Source organism: Streptococcus sp. 4094, from assembly GCF_013277125.1.
Classification (GTDB): Bacteria; Bacillota; Bacilli; order Lactobacillales; family Streptococcaceae; genus Streptococcus.
In genome coordinates this window covers 37,843-61,879 of the sequence record NZ_VMMI01000010.1, presented here as the reverse complement: position 1 = coordinate 61,879, position 24,037 = coordinate 37,843, and the positions used below count along the sequence as shown (strand labels likewise).

The 24,037-nt window shown below is 40.6% G+C and carries 37 protein-coding genes and 1 pseudogene; 2 read left to right on the top strand and 36 right to left on the bottom strand.

Annotation, left to right across the window (positions count from 1 at the left end):
* Positions 1-4: 4 nt before the first annotated feature.
* Together HT721_RS03205 and HT721_RS03200 are read left to right on the top strand one after the other, a co-directional pair.
* Positions 5-1,096: an ABC transporter ATP-binding protein gene (locus HT721_RS03205; RefSeq protein ID WP_173228889.1), complete on the top strand. Its 1,092-nt coding sequence runs from the start codon at positions 5-7 to the stop codon at positions 1,094-1,096.
* Entirely contained in the window at positions 1,086-2,744 is a 1,659-nt protein-coding gene (locus tag HT721_RS03200; RefSeq protein ID WP_173228887.1) for an iron ABC transporter permease, read from the top strand. Before HT721_RS03205 ends, HT721_RS03200 begins: the two co-directional genes overlap by 11 nt.
* 102 nt (positions 2,745-2,846) lie before the next feature.
* Here HT721_RS03200 and HT721_RS03195 read toward each other — a convergent pair whose 3' ends face one another.
* The 36 genes and pseudogenes from HT721_RS03195 to HT721_RS03020 all read right to left on the bottom strand — a co-directional run bounded on the left by HT721_RS03195 (position 2,847) and on the right by HT721_RS03020 (position 24,007).
* The gene (locus HT721_RS03195) at positions 2,847-3,539 is read right to left on the bottom strand and encodes a histidine phosphatase family protein (RefSeq protein WP_000241548.1); all 693 of its coding nucleotides are present in this window, start codon (positions 3,537-3,539) and stop codon (positions 2,847-2,849) included.
* Positions 3,540-3,771: 232 nt separating this feature from the next.
* A complete protein-coding gene (locus HT721_RS03190; RefSeq protein ID WP_173228885.1) occupies positions 3,772-5,295 on the bottom strand; it encodes an N-acetylmuramoyl-L-alanine amidase family protein in 1,524 nt (507 codons plus the stop codon).
* A 17-nt stretch (positions 5,296-5,312) separates the two neighbouring features.
* Positions 5,313-6,650, bottom strand: a complete 1,338-nt coding sequence (locus tag HT721_RS03185) for a PFL family protein (RefSeq protein ID WP_173228883.1) — start codon at positions 6,648-6,650, stop codon at positions 5,313-5,315.
* Between the two features lie 9 nt (positions 6,651-6,659).
* Positions 6,660-6,926 carry an ACT domain-containing protein gene (locus tag HT721_RS03180; RefSeq protein WP_000644123.1) on the bottom strand — a complete coding sequence of 89 codons (267 nt, stop codon included), beginning with the start codon at positions 6,924-6,926 and terminating at the stop codon, positions 6,660-6,662.
* A gap of 265 nt (positions 6,927-7,191) precedes the next feature.
* Positions 7,192-7,578, bottom strand: coding sequence for a 50S ribosomal protein L17 (gene rplQ / locus HT721_RS03175; protein WP_000331493.1), 387 nt, complete (start codon positions 7,576-7,578; stop codon positions 7,192-7,194).
* Between the two features lie 11 nt (positions 7,579-7,589).
* A complete protein-coding gene (locus HT721_RS03170; protein ID WP_000568988.1) occupies positions 7,590-8,525 on the bottom strand; it encodes a DNA-directed RNA polymerase subunit alpha in 936 nt (311 codons plus the stop codon).
* Between the two features lie 42 nt (positions 8,526-8,567).
* The gene (rpsK, locus tag HT721_RS03165; protein WP_001118385.1) at positions 8,568-8,951 is read right to left on the bottom strand and encodes a 30S ribosomal protein S11; all 384 of its coding nucleotides are present in this window, start codon (positions 8,949-8,951) and stop codon (positions 8,568-8,570) included.
* A gap of 17 nt (positions 8,952-8,968) precedes the next feature.
* Positions 8,969-9,334: a 30S ribosomal protein S13 gene (gene rpsM / locus HT721_RS03160; protein ID WP_000090781.1), complete on the bottom strand. Its 366-nt coding sequence runs from the start codon at positions 9,332-9,334 to the stop codon at positions 8,969-8,971.
* A gap of 17 nt (positions 9,335-9,351) precedes the next feature.
* On the bottom strand, positions 9,352-9,468 hold the full coding sequence (gene rpmJ / locus HT721_RS03155; RefSeq protein WP_001808836.1) for a 50S ribosomal protein L36: 117 nt from the start codon (positions 9,466-9,468) through the stop codon (positions 9,352-9,354).
* Between the two features lie 24 nt (positions 9,469-9,492).
* Positions 9,493-9,711, bottom strand: coding sequence for a translation initiation factor IF-1 (infA, locus tag HT721_RS03150; protein WP_001029883.1), 219 nt, complete (start codon positions 9,709-9,711; stop codon positions 9,493-9,495).
* Between the two features lie 116 nt (positions 9,712-9,827).
* Entirely contained in the window at positions 9,828-10,466 is a 639-nt protein-coding gene (locus HT721_RS03145; protein ID WP_001050436.1) for an adenylate kinase, read from the bottom strand.
* A gap of 264 nt (positions 10,467-10,730) precedes the next feature.
* Positions 10,731-12,041 (bottom strand): preprotein translocase subunit SecY, encoded by a 1,311-nt coding sequence (gene secY, locus HT721_RS03140; RefSeq protein WP_049511466.1) that lies wholly within the window; start codon positions 12,039-12,041, stop codon positions 10,731-10,733.
* Between the two features lie 12 nt (positions 12,042-12,053).
* Positions 12,054-12,494: a 50S ribosomal protein L15 gene (gene rplO / locus HT721_RS03135; RefSeq protein WP_000766087.1), complete on the bottom strand. Its 441-nt coding sequence runs from the start codon at positions 12,492-12,494 to the stop codon at positions 12,054-12,056.
* Between the two features lie 144 nt (positions 12,495-12,638).
* On the bottom strand, positions 12,639-12,821 hold the full coding sequence (rpmD, locus tag HT721_RS03130; RefSeq protein WP_000057241.1) for a 50S ribosomal protein L30: 183 nt from the start codon (positions 12,819-12,821) through the stop codon (positions 12,639-12,641).
* Positions 12,822-12,834: 13 nt separating this feature from the next.
* On the bottom strand, positions 12,835-13,329 hold the full coding sequence (rpsE, locus tag HT721_RS03125) for a 30S ribosomal protein S5 (RefSeq protein WP_000874202.1): 495 nt from the start codon (positions 13,327-13,329) through the stop codon (positions 12,835-12,837).
* Positions 13,330-13,346: 17 nt separating this feature from the next.
* Positions 13,347-13,703 (bottom strand): 50S ribosomal protein L18, encoded by a 357-nt coding sequence (gene rplR / locus HT721_RS03120; protein WP_000624044.1) that lies wholly within the window; start codon positions 13,701-13,703, stop codon positions 13,347-13,349.
* 83 nt (positions 13,704-13,786) lie between these two features.
* On the bottom strand, positions 13,787-14,323 hold the full coding sequence (gene rplF / locus HT721_RS03115) for a 50S ribosomal protein L6 (RefSeq protein ID WP_000086635.1): 537 nt from the start codon (positions 14,321-14,323) through the stop codon (positions 13,787-13,789).
* Between the two features lie 225 nt (positions 14,324-14,548).
* On the bottom strand, positions 14,549-14,947 hold the full coding sequence (gene rpsH, locus HT721_RS03110) for a 30S ribosomal protein S8 (RefSeq protein WP_000245504.1): 399 nt from the start codon (positions 14,945-14,947) through the stop codon (positions 14,549-14,551).
* Positions 14,948-15,231: 284 nt separating this feature from the next.
* A complete protein-coding gene (locus HT721_RS03105; RefSeq protein ID WP_001085697.1) occupies positions 15,232-15,417 on the bottom strand; it encodes a type Z 30S ribosomal protein S14 in 186 nt (61 codons plus the stop codon).
* Positions 15,418-15,434: 17 nt separating this feature from the next.
* Positions 15,435-15,977: a 50S ribosomal protein L5 gene (gene rplE / locus HT721_RS03100; RefSeq protein WP_000013542.1), complete on the bottom strand. Its 543-nt coding sequence runs from the start codon at positions 15,975-15,977 to the stop codon at positions 15,435-15,437.
* Positions 15,978-16,000: 23 nt separating this feature from the next.
* Positions 16,001-16,306, bottom strand: coding sequence for a 50S ribosomal protein L24 (gene rplX / locus HT721_RS03095; protein WP_000497691.1), 306 nt, complete (start codon positions 16,304-16,306; stop codon positions 16,001-16,003).
* Positions 16,307-16,384: 78 nt separating this feature from the next.
* Positions 16,385-16,753, bottom strand: a complete 369-nt coding sequence (rplN, locus tag HT721_RS03090; RefSeq protein ID WP_000616545.1) for a 50S ribosomal protein L14 — start codon at positions 16,751-16,753, stop codon at positions 16,385-16,387.
* Between the two features lie 25 nt (positions 16,754-16,778).
* Positions 16,779-17,039 carry a 30S ribosomal protein S17 gene (rpsQ, locus tag HT721_RS03085; RefSeq protein WP_000440801.1) on the bottom strand — a complete coding sequence of 87 codons (261 nt, stop codon included), beginning with the start codon at positions 17,037-17,039 and terminating at the stop codon, positions 16,779-16,781.
* 24 nt (positions 17,040-17,063) lie between these two features.
* Entirely contained in the window at positions 17,064-17,270 is a 207-nt protein-coding gene (gene rpmC / locus HT721_RS03080) for a 50S ribosomal protein L29 (RefSeq protein ID WP_000772918.1), read from the bottom strand.
* Between the two features lie 9 nt (positions 17,271-17,279).
* Positions 17,280-17,693: a 50S ribosomal protein L16 gene (gene rplP / locus HT721_RS03075; protein WP_000960946.1), complete on the bottom strand. Its 414-nt coding sequence runs from the start codon at positions 17,691-17,693 to the stop codon at positions 17,280-17,282.
* Between the two features lie 3 nt (positions 17,694-17,696).
* Positions 17,697-18,350: a 30S ribosomal protein S3 gene (gene rpsC, locus HT721_RS03070; protein ID WP_000529936.1), complete on the bottom strand. Its 654-nt coding sequence runs from the start codon at positions 18,348-18,350 to the stop codon at positions 17,697-17,699.
* Positions 18,351-18,362: 12 nt separating this feature from the next.
* Positions 18,363-18,707 (bottom strand): 50S ribosomal protein L22, encoded by a 345-nt coding sequence (gene rplV, locus HT721_RS03065; RefSeq protein ID WP_000818137.1) that lies wholly within the window; start codon positions 18,705-18,707, stop codon positions 18,363-18,365.
* Positions 18,708-18,718: 11 nt separating this feature from the next.
* Positions 18,719-19,000 carry a 30S ribosomal protein S19 gene (gene rpsS / locus HT721_RS03060; protein ID WP_000533766.1) on the bottom strand — a complete coding sequence of 94 codons (282 nt, stop codon included), beginning with the start codon at positions 18,998-19,000 and terminating at the stop codon, positions 18,719-18,721.
* A 103-nt stretch (positions 19,001-19,103) separates the two neighbouring features.
* Positions 19,104-19,937: a 50S ribosomal protein L2 gene (gene rplB / locus HT721_RS03055; RefSeq protein WP_000512911.1), complete on the bottom strand. Its 834-nt coding sequence runs from the start codon at positions 19,935-19,937 to the stop codon at positions 19,104-19,106.
* A 17-nt stretch (positions 19,938-19,954) separates the two neighbouring features.
* Entirely contained in the window at positions 19,955-20,251 is a 297-nt protein-coding gene (locus HT721_RS03050; protein WP_001055347.1) for a 50S ribosomal protein L23, read from the bottom strand.
* Positions 20,251-20,874 (bottom strand): 50S ribosomal protein L4, encoded by a 624-nt coding sequence (gene rplD, locus HT721_RS03045; protein ID WP_000024549.1) that lies wholly within the window; start codon positions 20,872-20,874, stop codon positions 20,251-20,253. The genes HT721_RS03050 and rplD overlap by 1 nt, the downstream gene beginning before the upstream one ends.
* A gap of 24 nt (positions 20,875-20,898) precedes the next feature.
* Positions 20,899-21,525 carry a 50S ribosomal protein L3 gene (gene rplC, locus HT721_RS03040; protein WP_000160197.1) on the bottom strand — a complete coding sequence of 209 codons (627 nt, stop codon included), beginning with the start codon at positions 21,523-21,525 and terminating at the stop codon, positions 20,899-20,901.
* 215 nt (positions 21,526-21,740) lie between these two features.
* On the bottom strand, positions 21,741-22,049 hold the full coding sequence (rpsJ, locus tag HT721_RS03035) for a 30S ribosomal protein S10 (RefSeq protein WP_001284513.1): 309 nt from the start codon (positions 22,047-22,049) through the stop codon (positions 21,741-21,743).
* Positions 22,050-22,293: 244 nt separating this feature from the next.
* Positions 22,294-22,921, bottom strand: a pseudogene (locus HT721_RS03030) (phosphoribulokinase).
* Positions 22,918-23,508 (bottom strand): anaerobic ribonucleoside-triphosphate reductase activating protein, encoded by a 591-nt coding sequence (nrdG, locus tag HT721_RS03025; RefSeq protein WP_173228881.1) that lies wholly within the window; start codon positions 23,506-23,508, stop codon positions 22,918-22,920. The pseudogene HT721_RS03030 and the gene nrdG overlap by 4 nt, the downstream one beginning before the upstream one ends.
* Entirely contained in the window at positions 23,501-24,007 is a 507-nt protein-coding gene (locus HT721_RS03020) for a GNAT family N-acetyltransferase (protein ID WP_173228879.1), read from the bottom strand. The genes nrdG and HT721_RS03020 overlap by 8 nt, the downstream gene beginning before the upstream one ends.
* Positions 24,008-24,037 lie beyond the last annotated feature (30 nt).

The following is a 24,037-nucleotide window of genomic DNA, read 5'->3' as shown; positions in this document are numbered from 1 at the left end:
CACTATGAGTGAGATCAAAATTATTAACGCCAAAAAAATCTACCACGATGTCCCTGTTATTGAGAATTTGAACATTACAATTCCAAAAGGAAGTCTCTTTACCCTTCTTGGGCCTTCAGGATGTGGGAAAACGACCCTTCTTCGTATGATTGCAGGTTTCAACAGTATCGAAGGCGGAGAATTTTACTTCGATGATACAAAAATCAATAATATGGAACCCAGCAAACGCAATATCGGCATGGTTTTCCAAAACTACGCTATTTTCCCACATTTGACTGTCCGAGACAATGTTGCTTTTGGTCTTAAGCAAAAGAAGGTTCCAAAAGAAGAATTGATTCAACAGACCAACAAGTATCTTGAACTCATGCAAATTGCTCAATATGCGGATCGAAAGCCCGATAAACTCAGTGGTGGACAACAACAACGTGTCGCCTTGGCACGTGCCTTAGCGGTTAATCCCAGTGTTCTCCTCATGGACGAGCCACTTAGTAACCTGGATGCCAAACTTCGCTTGGATATGCGTCAAGCTATTCGAGAAATCCAACACGAAGTGGGAATTACAACTGTTTATGTGACCCATGACCAAGAAGAAGCCATGGCTATTTCAGACCAAATTGCTGTTATGAAAGATGGGGTGATCCAACAAATCGGCCGACCAAAAGAACTCTATCATAAACCAGCTAATGAGTTTGTAGCCACCTTTATCGGACGCACAAATATCATCCCTGCCAATCTTGAAAAACGGAGCGACGGCGCTTATATCGTCTTTTCAGATGGCTATGCCCTTCGAATGCCAGCTCTTGATCAGGCTGAAGCACAAGCTATTCATGTAAGTATTCGTCCTGAAGAATTCATTAAAGATGAATTTGGAGATATTGAAGGAATTATTAGCGATAGCGTCTATCTTGGACTGAATACTGAATACTTCATCGAAACAGGATTTGCCTCAAAAATTCAAGTTAGCGAAGAATCAACTTTTGAAGAAGATCTACAAAAAGGCGATCGTATTCGTCTACGAATCAATACTCAAAAATTAAACGTCTTTTCTGCAGATGGTTCCCAAAACCTGATAAAAGGAGTCAACCATGGAACGTAAAAAACTAAATATTTGGACAGCCTCCTCTTTCTTCATCTTTCTTACCTATCTTGTCTTTCTCGTTTATCCTATCGTTACCGTGCTCAAGCAAGCACTCATACATGAAGGACAATTCTCACTAGCTAATTTTGTCACTTTCTTTAGTAAAGCCTACTACTCTGAGACACTTGTCAACAGTTTCAAGGTTTCCATTACCGCTACTGTCACTTCCTTAGTTGTAGGAACCCTATTAGCTTATCTCTTCTCTATGTATGACTTCAAGGGGAAGAAATTTCTACAAATATTGATTATCATTGCTTCCATGTCAGCTCCTTTCGTGGGAGCCTACTCCTGGATTCTCTTGCTGGGACGAAATGGGGTCATTACTAAATTCCTGACAAATACCCTTCATCTTCCAGCTATCGATATTTATGGATTCAAAGGAATTGTACTTGTCTTTACACTACAATTATTCCCACTAGTATTTCTATACGTTGCTGGGACAATGAAGAGTATTGATAATTCTCTACTTGAAGCCGCTGAAAGTATGGGATCCTTCGGATTTAAGCGTATCGTAACGGTTGTTTTACCTCTCCTCGTTCCAACCTTACTAGCTGCTGCCCTGCTTGTATTTATGAGAGCATTCTCAGACTTTGGAACGCCTATGTTGATTGGCGAAGGATATCGGACTTTCCCTGTCCTGATTTATACCCAATTTATTAGCGAGGTTGGAGGAAATTCTGCTTTTGCATCTGCTTTAGCAATTATGGCGATTATCATTGCCTTGGCGATTTTCCTTATCCAAAAATACATTGCAAACCGCTACAGTTTCAGCATGAATTCGCTCCATCCAATTGAGCCTAAAAAAACTACAAAAGGAAAAATGGCTGCCATTTATACAACAGTCTACGGAATTATCTTTATCTCTGTTTTACCTCAAATCTACTTGATTTATACCTCTTTCCTAAAAACATCAGGTATGGTATTTGTTAAAGGCTATTCTCTAAACAGTTACAAGGTGGCTTTCAATCGTATGGGCTCTGCTATTTTCAATACCATTCGTATCCCTTTGATTGCCTTAGTTCTAGTTGTCCTATTCGCAACATTTATCTCCTACCTAGCCGTTAGAAAACGGAATTTGTTTACAAACTTAATTGACAGCCTCAGTATGGTTCCTTATATTGTACCGGGAACCGTTCTAGGGATTGCCTTCATTTCTTCCTTCAATACCGGTCTATTTGGAAGTGGATTTCTTATGATTACAGGAACTGCTTTCATCTTGATTATGTCCCTATCTGTCAGAAGATTGCCTTATACTATTCGCTCATCTGTTGCTAGCTTGCAACAAATAGCCCCAAGTATTGAAGAAGCCGCTGAAAGCTTAGGAAGTAGTCGTCTCAATACCTTTGCCAAGATTACAACTCCAATGATGCTATCTGGTATTATTTCTGGAGCCATCCTATCTTGGGTCACAATGATTTCAGAACTCTCTACTTCTATCCTCCTCTACAATGTCAAAACAAGAACAATGACTGTAGCCATTTATACAGAGGTTCTCAGAGGAAATTACGGTGTAGCCGCAGCCTTGTCAACTATCCTAACTGTTCTAACAGTAGCTTCCTTGCTCTTGTTTATGAAAATTTCTAAAAGCAATAGCATTACACTTTAGTTTTCCCCATCAAAAACAGCCGAAAGGATTACCCTCGGCTGTTTTTTCTTATCTTGATATTCTTATCAAATCCTCAGTTCATAACAAACAAGTCTAGACTGATTAAATAGAGGCTTCCTCCATCTTCTCCCGTCCTAGTTCTCGGTAACTACGGTCGCCGACAACTTCTACGCTAAACTGGCCGTCCTCATATTCAAGGATCGTCACGCTACCATTATCTAGACCATGCGGATGCATACCATTAATCAGATAAACAATGGTTCCAATGGTCATTCCGTGGCTCACGACAAGAGCGTTGCCACCACCTTGTTCTTCCATTTCTTTGGCAATCGCTTCAAAACCTTCCTTGATTCGGCCACTGAGTTTTTCCCAGCCCTCAGCCCAACCAGCTGTATCAACCTCTACCAAGCCCTCAGCCAGCTCAGCATAAGACAACTGGTGAACGTGATCCACATTAAAGATACGAGGAATAATGCCCATGAAAAGATCGCCATCGTAGGCTCCATCAAAACTACCGAAACACCATTCTCTGATACGCTTGTCCATGCGGTAAGGGATTTTCCCCTGCAAGCCAAGTTCATCAAGGATAATTCCCATTGTCTGAATGGTGCGCCCAGAATCACTCGAATAAGCGCGCTCAAACTGTAGACCAGATTCTCGCAAACCGATTCCTAATTCTTGAATCCCTCGCTCACCTTCAGCTGTTAAGGGAGTATCGCTCCAACCTTGCGCGCGACCAATCGTGTTAAACATAGTCTTGCCATGACGTACCAAATACAATCGTACTTTTACCATTTTCCGTCCTCCGTTTGCTTCTATTATATCATGGATGATAAAACAAAAGCCACCCATACAGGCGACTTTTGCAGGAGATTATTATGAAAAAGTTTAGGAGTTCTATTAAATAAAGATATTAGATGAAAATCAAATTCAAACTAAATCAGTATTATCTGTTTCAAATAATATTAGGAGGTCTTTATTTAATGATTATAGTATACACAGCTAACCTTAAATAGAACTTAAAAAATTAAACCCATTCACCTTTTTCATTTACTTTATAACCGTTAATGGTCATATTTTTTGCTAATTTCCCATCAGCTAGCAAGTAATACCACTTATCTCCATCCTTAATCCATTGGTTACGAGCGTACTTGCCGTCTTGGTTCAGATAATACCAACTATCATACTGAGAATCAAATACCCACTCACTCTTAGCCATGTAACCACCACGTTTTAGGTAATATTCTCCCTGCCAAGCTTTCTCCACATAACTACCAGTTGAATCTACATAAAACCAGCTCTTATAATCTTCATCATAAATCCATTCACTTGCAGCCATTGAAGCATCTGATTTTAGATAATAACGGCCTACCCAACGGTTTCTTACAAGATTGCCAGAAAGGTCATTATAGTACCATTTGCCAGACTCTTTAAACCACTTACTTGCTTGATGATTTTTCTTAGTCTCTCCATTAGGAGTAACAGTAGCTTGAGATGAAGTTGAAACTGAGGATGAAGTCCCAGTAGAAACTGCTTGAATAGCCTCTTCTTTTGTCACCTTAGGCTTAGCTTTTCCTTGGTAAATATCCTCAATACGCTTAGTAAAGACAGATAACTCTTCAGGGGATAACATGTGTACTAACTCAGGTTTCTCCTCATATAAAAGACCAGCTTCTTTCTTGACTTTGTGTATTCCTTCTTCAACTATATCATCAATCTTACTAAACATAGAAATCTTTTCTGCTTTCGAAAGTGTATCATCATTACTAATAGCTGTCTTCTCCATAAAGGCAACAGCATTAATTTCTCGGATATTCTTTTCTTTAGGTACTGTAGAAATCGGATAATGATTGTTAGATAAAAATAGAGAAACTTTCTTAAGATAGGTGTTTAAATTATCTTGATTATTAAATAAAGTTAAATACTTATCATTATCTTCATAAAAACCAGATTGAAGAGAACCAGGTGCGTAGTATCTCGAAACTCTATCTAACATTTCTTTTTTCTCTAATTCTGTATAGTGAGAATCATTATTTATTTGAGAAATTACAAGATTCATTTTCTTGTATATAGCAAGTTTAGCAACAATATACTTCATTCTATGACCAAAAAAATTATCTTTTTCTCTATAACGATCAATGTAGTTTTTTTTAGATTTGTTCTTAAACTCTGATAAAATATTTGGTAACTCTTCCAAAGGAATTTTTCCTTCTAAACTATACTTCCTTATATATTCTAACTCTCCCATGAAATCTTGTAACCTATAATTAAGTTCTTCTCTTAATTTATCTCTAATAGAGCTTACATCACTCTTGGAAAAAGAAACTGTATCCCAGTCTCCTTGATCAACCTGTTCAAAGATATTTTGTTTAATCAAATCAATTAAAAATTGCTTCGTTTCCTCAATTTTTTTATTAACCTCTTCTGTACTCACACTAGCAGTAGTTTCATGGCTTTCTTCCTGCGCATAAACTACTTGATTGGCAAAAGTTGGAACTAGTAAAGTAGACAGTCCTAAAGCTACTAAAGCATGTTTCATTTCTTTTTTCATCATTTTCTCCTATTTTCTTAATTTTTAAAACTATGAATTGGTGCTGGGATTTGTCCACCGCGAGAGATGAAATCAGCAGACGAAGCCCCATTGACCTTCATAACCGGCGCAGTTCCTAATAGCCCACCAAACTCAATCATGTCGCCTTCTTTTCCTTTTGGAATGATACGAACAGCTGTTGTTTTCATGTTAATGACACCAATTGCAGCCTCATCCGCAATCATAGCCGCAATGGTTTCAGCAGGTGTATCCTCCGGAATGGCAATCATATCCAAACCAACGGAACAGATAGCCGTCATAGCTTCTAGTTTTTCCAGATTAAGAGAGCCATTTTGCACTGCAGCAATCATCCCCTCATCCTCTGAAACAGGGATAAAGGCACCAGACAAACCACCGACTTGGTTGCAGGCCATCACTCCACCCTTCTTAACTTGGTCATTCAAGAGAGCCAAGGCAGCCGTCGTTCCATGCGTACCAACTGTCTCTAGCCCCATTTCCTCAAGGACACGTGCTACAGAATCTCCAACCGCAGGAGTTGGCGCCAAACTCAAGTCCACAATACCAAACTCCACACCCAGTCTTTCACTAGCCATCTGACCAACCAATTGACCGATACGAGTGATTTTAAAGGCAGTCTTCTTGACCGTTTCGGCTACTACATCAAAGCTCTGTCCACGAACTTTTTCCAAGGCACGTTTCACCACACCAGGACCAGAAACTCCGACATTGATGATAACATCTGCCTCCCCAACACCATGGAAGGCACCCGCCATAAATGGATTATCCTCAACAGCATTAGCGAATACAACCAGCTTAGCTGCCCCCATATCAGATAGAGTTGCCGTTTCCTTGATAACTCGTCCCATATCTGCGACAGCCGTCATATTGATACCAGACTTGGTTGAGCCGATATTGACTGACGAGCAGACCTTATCCGTTTCAGCCAAAGCGCGAGGAATAGAATTGATGAGAATCTCATCTCCCTTTTGGTACCCCTTTTGTACCAAGGCAGAGAAACCACCAATAAAATCCACACCGATTTCTTTCGCAGCCTTATCAAGCGCTTTTGCCAGAACCACATAGTCCGTCGCATCTGTCGCAGCCCCAATCAGAGAAATAGGAGTCACCGATACACGCTTATTAACGATAGGAATTCCCAACTCAGCTGCAATTTCATCGCCAACAGCCACTAAATTAGCTGCCTTGGTCGTAATCTTTTGATAAATTTTCTCCGCAGCACGATTGATATCTGGATCAATACAGTCCAAAAGGGAAATCCCCATGGTAATAGTTCTGATATCGAAGTTTTGCTCCTCAATCATGGCGATGGTTTCAGTAACTTGTCTAATATCCATGATAACCTCCTAGATATTATACATAGCTTCGAAAATCGCTGCACTCTGAATATTGATTTTCACATTCAAAATTTGCCCAAAAGCTTCAAATTCATTACGAAGATAAGTAAAATCCTGCTTTTCATCGCTAGAGACGACAGCCATCATCGTGAAATATTCATCCAAAACAGTTTGAGAAATATCGTCAATATTCAAACCTAATTCTGCAATTTTGCCAGAAACACCTGCAACAATTCCAGATTTATCTTTACCAACAACAGTTATAATCGCTTTCATAAGCAAACTCCAATTCTTCTTTTAATTAGGAAACCTGAACATTAAACAGGATTCTTTTCAAATAGTATAGCATAATTCTAACTAAAATACTCAAAAACGCCTGCTTACGAAGTTGTTCTTAAGCAAAAAACAATTTCGTAAACAAGCGTCTACTATCCCAACTTATGATGAGTGTTCCCGCTAGGACCGAAATCCTAGCGGTAGACCAGAGCTAGACTAAGAGCACAAGACTCCATCATCATAACACTCAACAAAATTGATGATTTTATACTAATTCGATGATCGCCATTGGCGCTGCATCACCACGACGTGGTTCAGTTTTAAGGATACGAGTGTATCCACCGTTACGTTCAGCATAACGAGGTGCGATTTCTGAGAACAATTTTTGAAGTGCTGTAGTAGAAGTGTACTTATCAGTTGCTTCATCATAGTTTTCAGATGCGATTTCATTACGTACGAAAGCAGCTGCTTGACGACGTGCATGCAAATCACCACGTTTACCTAGAGTAATCATTTTTTCAACAGTTTTACGGATTTCTTTAGCACGAGCTTCAGTTGTCACGATTGATTCGTTGATCAAAAGGTCAGTTGTCAAATCGCGAAGCATTGCTTTACGTTGTGAGCTAGTGCGTCCTAGTTTACGGTAAGCCATGTATTCCTCCTTTATTTATCTTTTAATCCAAGACCCAAATCAATGAGTTTGAGTTTCACTTCTTCCAAACTCTTGCGTCCAAGATTTCGTACTTTCATCATCTCTGCTTCAGATTTTTCTGTCAAATCATGCACAGTATTGATACCGGCACGTTTCAAACAGTTGTATGAACGCACAGACAAGTCCAGTTCCTCAATCGTACGATCCAAAATACGGTCGTCAGATTCAGTATCAGCTTCTTTCATCACTTCAGTTGACTTAGCAATCTCAGTAAGATTTGTAAACAAATCAAGATGTTCTGTCAAAATACGTGCTGAAAGCCCTAAAGCATCTTCTGGAATAATTGTTCCATTTGTCAAGATTTCAAGGGTTAATTTGTCAAATCCATCATTGCTACCTACACGAGCAGGTTCCACTTGATAGTTGACTTTTGTAACTGGTGTATAAATAGAATCTACAGCAAGTGTTCCAACTGGTGCATTATCTTTTTTATTTTCATCAGCAGGTACATATCCACGACCACTGTTAACAGTCATAGTCGCTTTTAGAGAAGAACCTTCACCGATTGTAAAGAGATAATGATCTGGATTTACAATTTCAATATCGCTATCTGTCAAAATGTCACCAGCTGTTACTTCAGCAGGACCTTCAACATCCAGTTCGATGATTTTTTCGTCTTCAACGTACGATTTCACTGCAATTCCTTTAATGTTCAGAATGATTTGCATCACGTCTTCACGAACACCTGGAACTGTGTCAAACTCATGTAACACACCATCAATATTGATAGATGTCACAGCTGCTCCTGGTAGAGAAGCTAGAAGTACACGACGAAGAGAGTTACCAAGAGTTGTACCGTAGCCACGTTCAAGTGGTTCGATTACAAACTTGCCATAATCTTTATTTTCATCAATTTTTGTTATATTTGGTTTTTCAAACTCGATCATTTAGTTACTCCCTCTTAAACGAAAAGCAGTGTAATGCGATGATTATACACGGCGACGTTTTGGAGGACGAGCACCATTGTGTGGCACTGGAGTCACATCACGAATTGCTGTTACTTCAAGACCAGCGGCAGCAAGCGCACGAATAGCTGACTCACGACCAGAACCTGGACCTTTTACAGTAACTTCAACTGATTTAAGACCGTGTTCTTGTGCAGATTTAGCAGCAGCTTCAGAAGCCATTTGAGCAGCGAATGGTGTAGATTTACGAGAACCTTTGAAACCAAGAGCACCAGCTGATGACCAAGCAATTGCATTACCATGCACATCAGTAATCATAACAATAGTGTTATTAAATGTAGCGTGAATATGAGCAATACCAGATTCGATATTCTTTTTCACACGACGTTTACGTGTTGGTTTAGCCAAGACTTTTACCTCCTATATTATTTTTTCTTACCAGCAATCGCAACAGCTTTACCTTTACGAGTGCGAGCGTTGTTTTTAGTATTTTGTCCACGGACAGGAAGTCCACGACGGTGACGGATACCACGGTATGAACCGATTTCCATCAAACGTTTGATGTTCAAGTTTACTTCACGACGAAGGTCACCTTCAACTTTGATTGCATCCACTTCACGACGGATAGCATCTTCTTGATCTGATGTAAGATCACGTACACGAACATCTTCTGAGATTCCAGCAGCAGCCAAAATTTTCTTAGATGTTGCAAGTCCGATACCATAAACATAAGTCAATGAGATTACTACGCGTTTGTCATTTGGAATGTCAACTCCAGCAATACGAGCCATGTTTTCTCCTTTCTATCTTATCCTTGACGTTGTTTGTGTTTTGGATTTGCTGGGCAAATTACCATAACACGACCATTACGACGAATAACTTTACAGTATTCGCAAATTGGTTTGACCGATGGTCTTACTTTCATTTCTTATCCCTCCAAGTTTTTCGATTATTTAAAGCGGTAAGTGATACGTCCACGTGTCAAGTCATATGGACTCATTTCGACAGTAACACGATCTCCCGCTAAAATACGAATATAGTTTTTACGAATTTTACCAGAAACTGTTGCTAAAATCTGATGTCCATTTTCAAGTTCAACCGTAAACATTGCATTCGGCATTGTATCAACTACTTTGCCTTCAACTTCAATCACATCGTCTTTTGCCACGCAAAAGCACCTCCATAAATTTCGATTCGATGCCTCTAGACACAGAGACAACAATTATAAGTCAGACTATCTCAGTATAACATTTGTAGCGGATTTTTGCAAGTGTGAAAAACGCTTTATTTCAAATTTGTCAATACTTTTTCAATATCTGAGAAGACATCATTGATATCTTGATTACCTTCGATGTCATGAACCAAACCTTTGGCACGGTAGTGAGCAATGATTGGTTCTCCTTGAGCAATATTAACGTCCAATCGACGTTTTACTGTCTCAGGTTTATCATCTTCACGTTGGTAGTAATCTTCTTCTTTATAGTCAACTGGTGGGTTAAAGACCTTGTGGAAAGTTTCTCCAGTTACGCGGTGGATGATACGGCCACTCAAACGTTCCAAGAGGCTGTCTGGATTCACTTCGATGTTGATAACACCTTCTAGTTCGATGCCAAGTTCAGCCAATGTTTTGTCTAAGGCATGAGCTTGTTCGATCGTACGTGGGTAACCATCCAACAAGAATCCTGTTTCTTTAATATCATCTTGTGAAAGACGTTCTTTTACGATCCCATTTGTAACTTCGTCAGGAACCAATTCACCCTTGTCAATATATGACTTAGCAAGAACACCCATTTCAGTTTGATTTGCCATTGCAGCGCGGAACATATCACCTGTTGAGATATGTGCAACATGGAATTGTTCTACGATTTTTGCTGCTTGAGTTCCCTTACCTGCACCAGGTAAGCCCATAATCAAAAGATTCATGATCTGATCTCCTTATTTTATTTTTAAATAGAAGCAAAAAGTCTTTTCACCCCTATTTAAAAACAAAATAGAAGAGGGGAGACCAAACTCTCACAAATGTCAGAGTTTAAACCTCCACTCCCTCAGCATTTACTGCTTCATACTCAATGAAAATCAAAGAGCAAACTAGGAAGCTAGCCGCAGGTTGCTCAAAGCACTGCTTTGAGGTTGCAGATAAAGCTGACGTGGTTTGAAGAGATTTTCGAAGAGTATCAGTAAATACTTTTATTCTGTTCTATCCATGAAACCAACATACTTACGTTTCAATAGGTAACCTTCCAATTGCTTGATTCCTTCGATACCAGTAGAGATAATGATCAAGAGACTTGTTCCCCCAAAGGCAACAACATCAGAAAGACCAAATACATCTTTAGCTGCAATCGGCAAAATGGAAATCACACCAAGGAAGAGGGAACCAACAGTTGCAAGACGACGAAGAAGTTTAGACATATATTCTTCTGTACCTTTACCAGGACGAACTCCATGGATATAGGCACCGCTCTTTTGTAGGTTCTCTGCCGCTTTTTCAGGATTAATCTGTACAAACGTATAGAAGAATGTAAAGAGAATAATCAACAAAGCATACATGGCAATACCAGTTGGAGAAGTGGTTGCCAGCATTTCTTGTGCTACCCTTACCCAAGCCCAATCATGACCTGTAGCGCTCAAAAACTGAAGAATAGCCGCAGGCGCTGCAGTAATGGAACTTGCAAAGATAACAGGGATAACTCCAGCAGGGTTTACCTTCAATGGAAGGTAAGAGCTAGATGGAGCACCTTGTGCAACCTTAGTATATTGGATTGGAATTTTGTATTCTGCTTGTTGAACATAAGTTGTAAAGTAAATGATCAACAATACAGTAATAATCAAAATGATTACGAAAATGATAGATGAAGTGATACGGCTACTTGGGACGTTCACAAAGTAGTCCACATAGATGCCCTGAATCATCTCTGGAATTGAGGCAACAATCCCGGCAAAGATAATCATAGAGACACCATTTCCGTATCCCTTATCTGTAATTTGCTCACCCAACCAAGTGACAATCATACTACCAGCTGTTAAGATGATACCAATCGTCAGAAAAACTTGTGGAGTTAAAGCAGTTTTAATCAATTGAGCTCCAGCCAAGGTATTAAAACCAGCTGTAATCCCGATAGATTGCACAAAAGCGAGAACTAGAGCAATATAACGAGTAGCTTGATTCAATTTTCTTCGGCCTACTTCCCCTTGTTTCCCCCACTCTACAAACTTGGGTAAAATATCCATTTGCAAGAGTTGGACAACGATAGAAGCGGTGATATAGGGACTAACTCCTAGTGCAAAAATCGAAAAGTTTTTTAGAGCATTCCCCGACACCAAGCTCAACATGTTTAAGAAGGATAATCCACTTAAAGCATTCAAGCTATTGGCATTCACACCAGGAACTGTAATGCTAGTTCCGATACGAAAGACCAAAACGATAAAAATTGTAAATAAAATTTTTGATCGAACCTGCTTGACTTTAAGAGCTTCTCTTAATAATTTAAAAAACATAGGTCACCTCTCTTAGATGACTTCTACTGAACCACCTTTAGCAGTGATAGCTTCTTCAGCTGATTTAGAGAATTTAGCTGCTTTCACAGTCAATTTCTTAGTCAACTCACCGTTACCAAGAATTTTAATACCTGATTTTTCAGCTTTAACAATTCCTGCTTCGATAAGAACAACTGGAGTAACCTCAGCACCATCTTCAAAGACGTTCAATTGGTCAAGGTTCACAATTGCGTATTCTTTAGCGTTGATGTTAGTGAATCCACGTTTTGGAAGACGACGGAACAATGGAGTTTGTCCACCTTCAAAACCAAGGCGAACTCCGCCACCGCTACGAGCTTTTTGACCTTTTTGACCACGACCAGATGTTTTACCGTTACCTGATGAAGTACCACGACCAACGCGGTTACGTACTTTACGAGAACCTTCTGCAGGTTTCAATTCATGAAGTTTCATTTTTATTTTCTCCTCTTTTGTAAAATGCTAGCGCCGATAAGGGAGAAAAGGTTGTCTCCCCCATCAACTCGCCTATACGACGTCATCATAGATGACTATATCTAGTTTTAGGGGATGGTATAGTGCACATCCCCTAAAAATTCATTAGTTTACTTCTTCAACTGTTACCAAGTGAGATACTGCTGTGATCATACCACGGATAGCAGCGTTGTCTTCTTTAATAACAGAGCTGTTCAATTTGCCAAGTCCAAGTGCTACAACAGTTTTACGTTGTGATGGAATGCGTCCGATTGGAGACTTAGTCAAAGTAATTTTAATTTGAGCCATTTTATCCCCTTTCTTATGCCAAATCAGAAACTGAAATACCACGAAGGGCAGCAACTTCTTCAGCGCGTTTCAATTGTTTCAAACCTTCAACAGTTGCACGAACAATGTTGATTGGAGTGTTAGAACCAAGTGATTTAGATGTAATATCTGCCACACCTGCCAATTCCACAACGGCACGAACTGCACCACCAGCGGCAACTCCAGAACCTTCTACAGCAGGTTTCAACAATACTTTAGCTCCACCGAATTCTGAAAGAACTTCGTGTGGGATTGTTGTTCCAACCATAGGAACTTCGATCAAGTTTTTCTTAGCATCATCTACTGCTTTACGGATTGCTTCTGGAACTTCTTGAGCTTTACCAGTACCAAATCCTACGCGACCGTTGTGGTCACCAACAACAACAAGAGCTGCGAAACGAAGACGACGTCCACCTTTAACAACTTTTGTAACACGGTTGACAGCAACTACGCGTTCTTCTAATTCAACTGCATTGTCTTTAAATGCCATTTTCTAGTGTCCTCCTATTAGAATTTCAATCCGTTTTCACGAGCTGCATCAGCCAAAGCTTTCACACGTCCGTGATATAGATATCCACCGCGGTCGAACACCACTTCTGAAATACCTTTAGCGTTTGCACGTTCTGCAACGAGTTTACCGACAGCAACGGCTTGTTCAGTTTTAGTTCCTTTTGAAACTTCTTTATCAAGAGTTGAAGCACTTGCGAGCGTTACACCCGCTACGTCATCAATCACTTGAGCGTAGATGCCTGTATTAGAACGGAATACGTTCAAACGTGGGCGATCAGCAGTTCCAGAGAGTTTTCCGCGAACGCGACGGTGGCGTTTTTGGCGGAGTTTGTTTTTATCTGGTTTTGAAATCACAGTTTTCACCTCTTTAGTTTTAAATCGTGTGCTATGCACAAAGTTGGAAAATAGGTTGGTGGTTGGGAATCAACCACTCAACATTATTTACCTGTTTTACCTTCTTTACGGCGAACGAATTCACCAACGTAACGGATACCTTTACCTTTATATGGTTCTGGTGAACGAAGGCTACGTACGTAAGCAGCTGTTTGTCCAACTACTTCTTTTGAAATTCCGCTAACAACGATTGTTGTTGGGTTTGGAAGTTCAAAAGTAATTCCTTCTGGAGCTTCAACTTCGTCTGGATGAGATTTACCAACAGCCAAAACAAGTTTAGATCCTTGAAGTTGTGCACGGTAACCAACCCCGCGCATTTCAAGTTCTTTCTTGAATCCTTCTGATACACCAACAACCATGTTGTTCAAAAGGGCACGAGTAGTTCCGTGGATAGTTTTCATTTCTTTTGAATCGTTTGGACGGTGAAGAGTTACTTCAGTACCTTCCACACGGATTTCAATATCTTTTGAGAACTCACGAGTAAGTTCTCCTTTAGGTCCTTTTACAGTTACAAGGTTGTCATTGTTAGTGAGTTCAACACCAGCAGGCAACACGATAACTTTATTACCAATACGTGACATGTTTATTTTCTCCTGTTAAATTGTCAGGCCAGAACGGCCAGTTTTCACGGGGTTCAGATACTTATTTAGTTCAAGAGCTGAACTGAACACACTCTAACGAGCTTTGTATCTTGATTTGAGTTCGAGCTAAGAATTTGGTGAAAAAGATAAGTTTGTCTTGGAGCATCGCTCCTGCTACAAACTTCCTATTTTCACTGCATTCTTTTAACGCTCTCACATCATCAATTACCAAACGTAAGCGATAACTTCTCCACCAACATTCTTTTGGCGTGCTTCTTTATCAGTAAGCAAACCTTCAGAAGTTGAAAGGATAGCAATTCCAAGTCCGTTAAGAACTTTTGGAAGGTCTTCACGTTTTTTGTAGACACGAAGTCCTGGTTTAGAAACACGTTTCAAGTTAGTGATAACTTTTTCACCGTTTGGTCCGTATTTAAGGAATACACGGATGATGCCTTGTTTGTCATCTTCGATGATTTCAACGTTTTTTACAAAACCTTCGCGTTTAAGGATTTCAGCAATCCCTTTTTTGATGTTTGATGCAGGTACTTCAAGTACTTCGTGTTTCGCTTGGTTAGCGTTACGAATACGAGTTAGGAAGTCTGCGATTGGGTCAGTCATAACCATTTTGTTTTTCTCCTCTTACTAGTAGTTTGCAAGTTGCACTTGCTAGTTAATACATGATACAAAGAGCGTAACAGCAAGAGCAAAAATAGGCAATTTGATGCAGGAGCGATGCTCCAAAGAAAATTGATCTTTTTTGCCAAAGCTGTAGCGCGTGTTCAAATTGGCAAGTCCAACTGAACCCGGGCTAAACTCTGTGTGAAAAAGATAAACTTTCCTAGAAACTTCAGTTTCTTCGTCAAGTTTCCTATTTTCACTTGGAGTTTTGACGCCCTTGAGATCTTAAATTACCAAGATGCTTTTGTTACACCAGGAATTTGTCCTTTGTAAGCTAATTCACGGAAGCAAACACGGCAAAGTTTAAATTTGCGGTAAACTGAATGTGGACGACCACATTTTTCACAACGAGTATAAGCTTGAGTAGAGAACTTCGCTGGACGTTTGTTCTTAGCAATCATTGATTTTTTAGCCATTAGATTTACCTCCTATATTATTTTGCAAAAGGCATTCCAAGGCCTGTAAGCAATGCACGTGACTCTTCGTCAGTGTTAGCAGTTGTTACGATAACGATGTCAAGACCACGAGTTTTGTCAACGTCATCGAAGTTGATTTCTGGGAAGATCAATTGTTCTTTCACACCAAGTGTGTAGTTTCCGCGTCCATCAAATGATTTTGTTGGAACACCGTGGAAGTCACGTACACGTGGAAGTGAAACTGAAACCAATTTATCCAAGAATTCGTACATACGTTCACCACGAAGGGTAACTTTTGCACCGATCGCAACACCTTCACGAAGACGGAAGCCGGCGATTGATTTTTTAGCTTTAGTGATAAGTGGTTTTTGACCTGAGATAAGTGCCAATTCTTCAGCAGCTTTTTCAAGGCTTTTAGCGTTTGATACAGCTTCACCAACACCCATGTTCAAAACGATCTTATCTACTTTAGGCACAGCCATCACTGATGAGTAGTTGAATTGTTCTGTCAAAGCAGGAACTACTTCATTAAGATATTTTTCTTTTAAACGATTTGCCATTATACTTCTCCTTTCCTTCGTGATTAATCAAGCACTTCGCCTGATTTTTTGTTGTAGCGAACTTTTTTACCGTCTACAAATTTGTAACCAACACGGCCAGCCACACCATTTTTGTCTAAAACTTGAACGTTTGATACGTGGATAGCTGCTTCTTTCTCGATGATACCACCTTGAGGAAGCTCGTTAGTTGGACGTTGGTGTTTCTTAACGATGTTAACACCTTCAACGATAACTTTGTTTACTTTTGGAAGGGCAGTAAGGACAACAGCTTCTGTTCCCTTATCTTTACCAGCGATTACGCGAACTTTGTCGCCTTTTTTTACAAACATTAGGTTTCTCCTTGATTTTTCTTACGCCCATAAGGGCACCCTGGAGGTAAATCCAGGGGACTAGTTTGTTTCTAAAAATTAAAGTACTTCTGGAGCAAGTGACACGATCTTCATGAAGCCACCTTCACGCAATTCACGTGCAACTGGGCCAAAGATACGTGTTCCGCGAGGAGTTTTGTCTTCACGGATGATAACTGCTGCGTTTTCGTCAAATTTGATGTATGAACCATCAGCACGACGAGCACCTGATTTAGTACGAACGATAACTGCTTTAACAACGTCACCTTTTTTAACCGCACCACCAGGAGTAGCTTGTTTTACAGATGCCACGATAACATCACCGATGTTTGCAAATTTACGTCCTGAACCACCAAGAACTTTGATAGTCAAGATTTCGCGAGCACCGCTGTTGTCTGCGACTTTCAAACGAGTTTCTGTTTGAATCATTTCAGTTTTCTCCTTTCAGGTTTGATTAGATGATGACCGCTTCTTCAACAACTTCTACAAGACGGAAACGTTTTGTAGCTGAAAGCGGACGAGTTTCCATGATACGTACGATATCGCCTTCTTTGGCAACATTGTTTTCATCATGAGCTTTGTATTTTTTAGAGTAGTTAATACGTTTACCATAGACTGGGTGGTTACGTTTTGTTTCAACTACAACTGTGATTGTCTTGTCCATTTTGTCAGATACAACACGTCCAACAAGAACTTTACGATTATTGCGTTCCATTGAAATTTCTCCTTCCCTAGTCTATTATTTCGCTTCAGATTGAACTGTTTTGATACGAGCGATTTGTTTTTTAACTTCTTTCAAGCGAGCTGTTTGTTCCAATTGACCAGTAGCAGCTTGGAAACGAAGTTCAAACAATTCTTTTTTCAATTCGTTTTCGCGCTTCGCGAGTTCTTCTTGAGAAAGACCACGAAGTTCTTTAACAAATTCTTTTACTTCATTAAGTTTCATGCCTTCTCCTTATTCTGCTTCACGTTTTACGAATTTACATTTAACTGGCAATTTGTGGCTAGCAAGACGAAGCGCTTCACGAGCGATCTCTTCAGATACACCAGCGATTTCGAACATCACTTTACCACGTTTAACTGGTGCTACCCAACCTTCAGGCGCCCCTTTACCAGATCCCATACGCACACCAATAGCTTTAGCAGTGTATGATTTGTGTGGGAAGATTTTAATCCAAACTTTACCACCACGTTTCATGTAACGAGTCATGGCGATACGAGCAGCTTCGATTTGGCGGTTAGTGATCCAGTGGCTAGTTGTAGCTTGAAGACCGTATTCACCGAATGCTACTTCTTTTCCACCTTTTGCTTCACCGCGCATTTTTCCACGGAATTCACGACGGTGTTTAACACGTTTAGGTACTAACATTGGTTATTTACCTCCTTTAGTGTTTTTGCGAGCTGGAAGAACTTCACCACGGTAGATCCATACTTTAACACCAAGTTTACCGTATGTAGTATCTGCTTCTTCCCAAGCGTAATCGATATCTGCACGAAGTGTGTGAAGCGGAACAGTTCCTTCAGAGTATCCTTCAGCACGGGCGATATCTGCACCGTTCAAACGACCTGATACTTGAGTTTTGATTCCTTTAGCTCCAGCACGCATTGCACGTTGGATTGCTTGTTTTTGTGCACGACGGAAAGCAACACGTTGCTCCAATTGACGAGCAATACCTTCACCTACAAGGTGAGCATCCAAATCAGGTTGTTTGATTTCGATGATGTTGATGTGTACTTGTTTTCCAGTCAATTTGTTAAGTTTTGCACGGAGTGCATCAACGTTAGCACCACCTTTACCGATAACCATACCTGGTTTAGCAGTGTGAAGTGAAACGTTAACTTTGTTTACTGCGCGTTCGATTTCAATAGTTGAAACTGCTGCGTCAGCAAGTTCTTTTTGAACGAATTTACGGATTGCAAGATCTTCATGAAGGTAATCCGCGTATTCTTTTTCAGCATACCATTTGGCATCCCAATCACGGATGATGCCGACACGCATACCAATTGGATGTACTTTTTGACCCACGATTTTACCTCCTTATTTTTCTGCAACAGCCACAGTGATGTGAGCTGTACGTTTGTTGATTGGTGAAGCTGAACCTTTCGCACGTGGACGGAAACGTTTCATAGTTGGTCCTTCGTTTGCGAATGCTTCAGATACTACCAAGTTAGCTTTATCCAAACCAAAGTTGTTTTCAGCGTTAGCTACAGCTGAGTTCAAAACTTTCAAGATGATTTCAGCAGCTTTGTTTGGAGTGAATGTCAAGATTGCGATTGCATCGGCTACGCTTTTACCACGGATGTTATCAAGAACAAGACGTGATTTACGAGGTGAAACACGTACTGTACGAGCCATTGCTTTAGCTGAAGTAATTTCTGCCATTTATGTTCTCCTTATTTTCTACGTGTTTTCTTGTCGTCTGCAGCGTGACCTTTGTAAGTACGAGTTGGTGCAAATTCACCAAGTTTGTGACCTACCATGTCTTCTTGGATGTAAACAGGTACGTGTTTACGTCCGTCATAAACTGCGATAGTGTAACCAATGAAACTTGGGAAGATCGTTGAACGACGTGACCAAGTTTTAATAACTTTTTTCTTTTCGTCGTTAGCTTGAGCTTCAACTTTTTTCATCAAATGCTCATCGACGAAAGGTCCTTTTTTAAGACTGCGTCCCATTTTTATATTTTCTCCTTTAAATGTTGTACCACAGCGGCTTGCGCTCCTATGGAGCGCTACCGAGCTGGCGGATTTACTAGTTGCTTAAGCGACTAGTTTAATATTATTTCTCGTTGCGACGACGAACGATAAGTTTGTCAGATTTCGCTTTCTTGTTACGAGTTTTAAGACCAAGAGCAGGTTTGCCCCATGGAGTAGATGGTGCTTTACGACCAACTGGTGCTTTACCTTCACCACCACCGTGTGGGTGATCGTTAGGGTTCATTACAGAACCACGAACTGTTGGGCGGATACCTTTCCAACGGCTACGTCCTGCTTTACCAAGGTTTACAAGTCCATGTTGTTCGTTTCCGACAACACCAACTGTAGCACGGCAAGTTCCAAGAATCATACGAACTTCACCTGATTGAAGACGAACAAGAACGTATTTACCTTCAGAACCCAATACTTGAGCAGATGCACCAGCAGCACGTACCAATTCACCACCACGACCTGGTTTCAACTCGATGTTGTGGATCAAAGTACCAACTGGGATGTTAGCAAGTGGAAGAGCGTTTCCGACTTTGATATCTGCTTCTGGACCTGAAACGATACGTTGACCTACTTCAAGACCTTTTGGAGCGATGATGTATGCTTTCACACCGTCAGTGTAGTGTACAAGAGCGATGTTTGCAGAACGGTTTGGATCGTACTCGATTGTTTTAACAACTGCTTCAACGTTGTCTTTGTTACGTTTGAAGTCAACCAAACGGTAGAAACGTTTGTGTCCACCACCTTGGTGACGAACTGTGATACGACCGTTGTTGTTACGACCAGCCTTGCTCTTCAATGCAACAAGCAATGATTTTTCAGGAGTGCTTGTTGTGATTTCAGCGAAATCCAAAGAAGTCATATTACGGCGACCGTTTGTTGTTGGTTTATAAACACGAATTCCCACGATATTTCCTCCTTAGATTATTCAGCTTCAGCAGCAAACAACTCGATTGCTTTAGAATCAGCTGTAAGTGTGATGATAGCTTTTTTAGTTTTGTTAGTAAAACCAGTGTAACGTCCAACACGTTTAGCTTTTGGTTTTACGTTGATTGTGTTAACATTAGCAACTTTAACACCTTCGAAAGCAGCTTCAACAGCTTGCTTGATCAAAAGTTTGTGTGCACGAGTGTCAACTTCAAATACATATTTTCCTGCTTCAAGTTGAGCCATTGAGCTTTCAGTGATGACAGGTTTTTTGATAACATCATACAAATTCATTATGCAAGAACCTCCTCGATTTTAGAGATAGCTGCTTGAGTAACAAGAAGTTTGTCACTATTTGCGATGTCAAGAACACTTGCAGTTGTAGCAGTCGCAACTTTCACGTTTGGAAGGTTACGAGCTGAAAGAGCTGCGAATTCGTTTCCTTCTTCAAGAATAACAAGGACTTTAGAATCGATGCTCAAAGCTGCAAGAACTTTTGCAAATTCAGCAGTTTTTGGAGCTGTAAATTCAAGAGAATCAACGGCTACAAATTTGTTTTCAGCAACTTTTTCTGAGTAAACAGATTTAAGCGCAAGGCGACGAACTTTTTGAGGAAGTTTGTACGCATAGCTACGTGGAGTTGGTCCGAAGACGATTCCACCACCACGCCATTGTGGAGAGCGGATAGAACCTTGACGAGCACGTCCAGTTCCTTTTTGACGCCATGGTTTGCGTCCGCCACCTGAAACAGCTGAGCGGTTTTTAACTGCGTGAGTTCCTTGACGAAGGCTAGCACGTTGGCTGATAATCACATCAAACACAACAGATTGGTTTGGTTCGATACCAAAGATTGCATCGTTAAGAACAACTTCGCCCGCTTGTTTACCAGTTTGGTCGAATAATGTTACATTTGCCATTTTGACTGTATTCCCCTTTCCTTATTATTTACCAGCTTTAACTGCTGACTTGATAGTGATAAGAGATTTCTTAGCACCTGGTACGTTACCTTTAATAAGGATAACGTTCTTTTCTGGAACAACTTGTACAACTTCAAGGTTTTGAATTGTTACGCGGTCGCCACCCATACGTCCTGCAAGGTTTTTACCTTTGAATACGCGGTTAGGTGCAACAGGTCCCATAGAACCTGGACGACGGTGGTAACGAGAACCGTGAGCCATTGGTCCACGTGATTGTCCGTGGCGTTTGATAACACCTTGGAAACCTTTACCTTTAGAAGTACCAGTTACGTCAACAACGTCTCCAGCTGCGAATGTTTCAACTGTGATTTCAGCGCCAACTTCCAAGCCTTCAACGTTTTTGAATTCACGAATGAAGCGCTTAGGAGCCGTGTTAGCTTTCGCTACATGTCCTTTAGCAGGTTTGTTGCTCAATACTTCGCGTTTGTCATCGAAACCAACTTGGATAGCGTTGTATCCGTCTGTTTCAACAGTTTTAACTTGAAGGACAACGTTTGGAGTTGCTTCAATAACTGTTACAGGGATCAATTCGCCAGCTTCAGTGAAGATTTGAGTCATTCCCACTTTTTTCCCTAAGATTCCTTTTGTCATGAGAAAATAGTTCCTTTTCTATATTTTTTATTCAAAAAGTTTTTAACGAGCGTTTTTTATGCTCAAGTCTAAGATACAAAGGGCGTCAAACTCAAAGTGAAAATAGGAAACTGACGCAGTGTCTAGCAGACACGAGGAAGTTTATCTTTTTCACACCGAGTTAGCCCGTGTTCAATTAGATTGAAACACCAGCCTCTGCTCTTTTATATTTTAGATTAAAGTTTGATTTCTACGTTTACACCACTTGGAAGATCCAATTTCATCAAAGCATCAACTGTTTTTTGAGTTGGGTTAACGATATCGATCAAACGTTTGTGTGTACGCATTTCAAATTGTTCGCGAGAGTCTTTGTATTTGTGAGTCGCACGAATGATTGTGTAGAGGCTACGTTCAGTTGGAAGTGGGATTGGACCCGCAACTTGTGCACCTGTACGAGTAGCTGATTCTACGATTTTTGCAGCCGCTGTGTCAAGCGTACGGTGTTCGTAAGCTTTCAAACGGATACGGATTTTTTTGTTTGCCATCTTTTTCTCCTTTTCGTCTATTTAAGATAATAGGCTAGCTCCACAAGAAAACCGACGCGGTGTTGCGTGGCAATGCAACCGAGCGTGTCGCAACCTCTTGCATCAAAGCTAAAGCTGTAATTTACAGCACCATAATAGAATAACACAAAGCCCCTGCGATTGCAAGGGATTTGTTGCTGTTTTTTCGTTTTTTTGCGATGAAACTGTTTTCCTATTTTTTCTTTCTAAAATTGCATATTTTCTTCTATATAAATTGACTCCTCTTGACCTCAAATTTATCTTCTGATTGGTCCACTAGAATGTCCGCCCTTGACTCGGTTTCTTTATAGTAGTGTAGATATTGCTCCCGTCTCATCTGATGGCTAGCAAATATAAAGGATGCATCGCGATTTCTCACTGTCGTATCTCGAGCTAGACGCCGCTTTAATTCGGTCTCCTCATCCGTGTAGAAACAGATGGTTTGGTCAAAGAGTTCCTTGGGTAAAAAGCCTACAGACATCCCTTCGACAATCAAAATCGGTTTTGCTCCAGACAAGACCTCACTAGCTTTCCAAGGTTCTTCAATTGTTAAGATATCCATACCTGCCTGCAAGGCTAAGATATCTCTCCGCAAACTTGCCAATTCATGTGCCACCGGCAGACAGGCTGTCACCTTTTGATTTGGCTCGTCCTTGGGTACTACCAGATGGCGTTCTGAGGTGATATAGGGATCTGTTTCTAGCAAATTTACTGTAGTAGAATCTAAAGCTTGGTACAATTCCTGTGCAAAGGTTGATTTACCTGAAGCTCCATGACCGTATATTCCCAGTGTCCTGATTTTTTCCAGCTTCTATCTCTGAAACCAGTCCTTCTATTAAGTCGTTTTTCTTCACTCTCTCTTTACCTGTTCATAACTTTCTTTTCCGTCATTGAGCTTGTCCCAAATCACCACTTGCACACTTTTGAGCGATTTTTGCACATCGATGATTCTTTGGTTGGACGAGCCTCGAAACTGAAGCATAAGATTTCTCTTAGTTCGATCGTATCGTCCATCTACAAGGATGTCAATTAGCGATAAGAGTTCCAGTTTGTCTGGAGTCTCCAGCATCATTTCTTCCCAAGTGTAGCCCGTCCAGGACCAGATGTCCTTGTCTGGCAATTCCTTCCGAATGCGCTTAACGAGTGGCAAGAGAATCCCAGTATTGAGAAAGGGCTCCCCTCCCAGCAAGGTCAATCCTTGAACATAGGGCTGGGCAAGATCTGCCATGATTTGCTCTTCTAATTCTGCTGTGTAGGGAATTCCTGCATTGAAAGACCAAGTCGCAACATTATAACATCCCTCGCAGTGAAACATGCAACCTGATACATAGAGAGAGTTACGCACACCTTCTCCATCTACAAAGTTAAAGGCCTTGTAGTCGATGATACGCCCTTGACTGAGTTCCTCGCTTTTCCATTCTTGTGGTTTTGGATTATTCATTCGCTACCTCTATCCAATAACGCTCCACACCATTGCGAACATCCTCAATGAGACCTCCATTTGATAGAATAACTACTCTGCTAGCAGGATTATTCACGCTACAGGTCACTAGAGCTTTCTTAATGTTCTTTTCCTTAGCAACTTGCAAGCCCTGACGGAGAGTCTCTTTTGCATAACCCTTGCCTCTTTCAGATGGACGAATGGAGTAGCCAATGTGGCCAGCATAATTCAGTAAACCCTCATCCAGTCTCAATCGCAGATTCAAAAATCCTAGAGCACGACCTACATCATCAAATGATACAAATTGAATAGAAGGAACACGATTTTCAGGCAAGTTCATTCCCATCTCTTTTTGCATATTTGTTTCCAACCACTCTTCGTACACAAAGTTCTCTGTATCCCAAAATCCTCCATCATGGGCTGATTGGCTCTTTTCAAACTCTGCCATCATCTCTAAAACTGTTTCTTTATCTGCTAATCTTGGTCTGCGTAGTTCCATCCTTACCTCCCACTATGAGAAAAGCGAGAG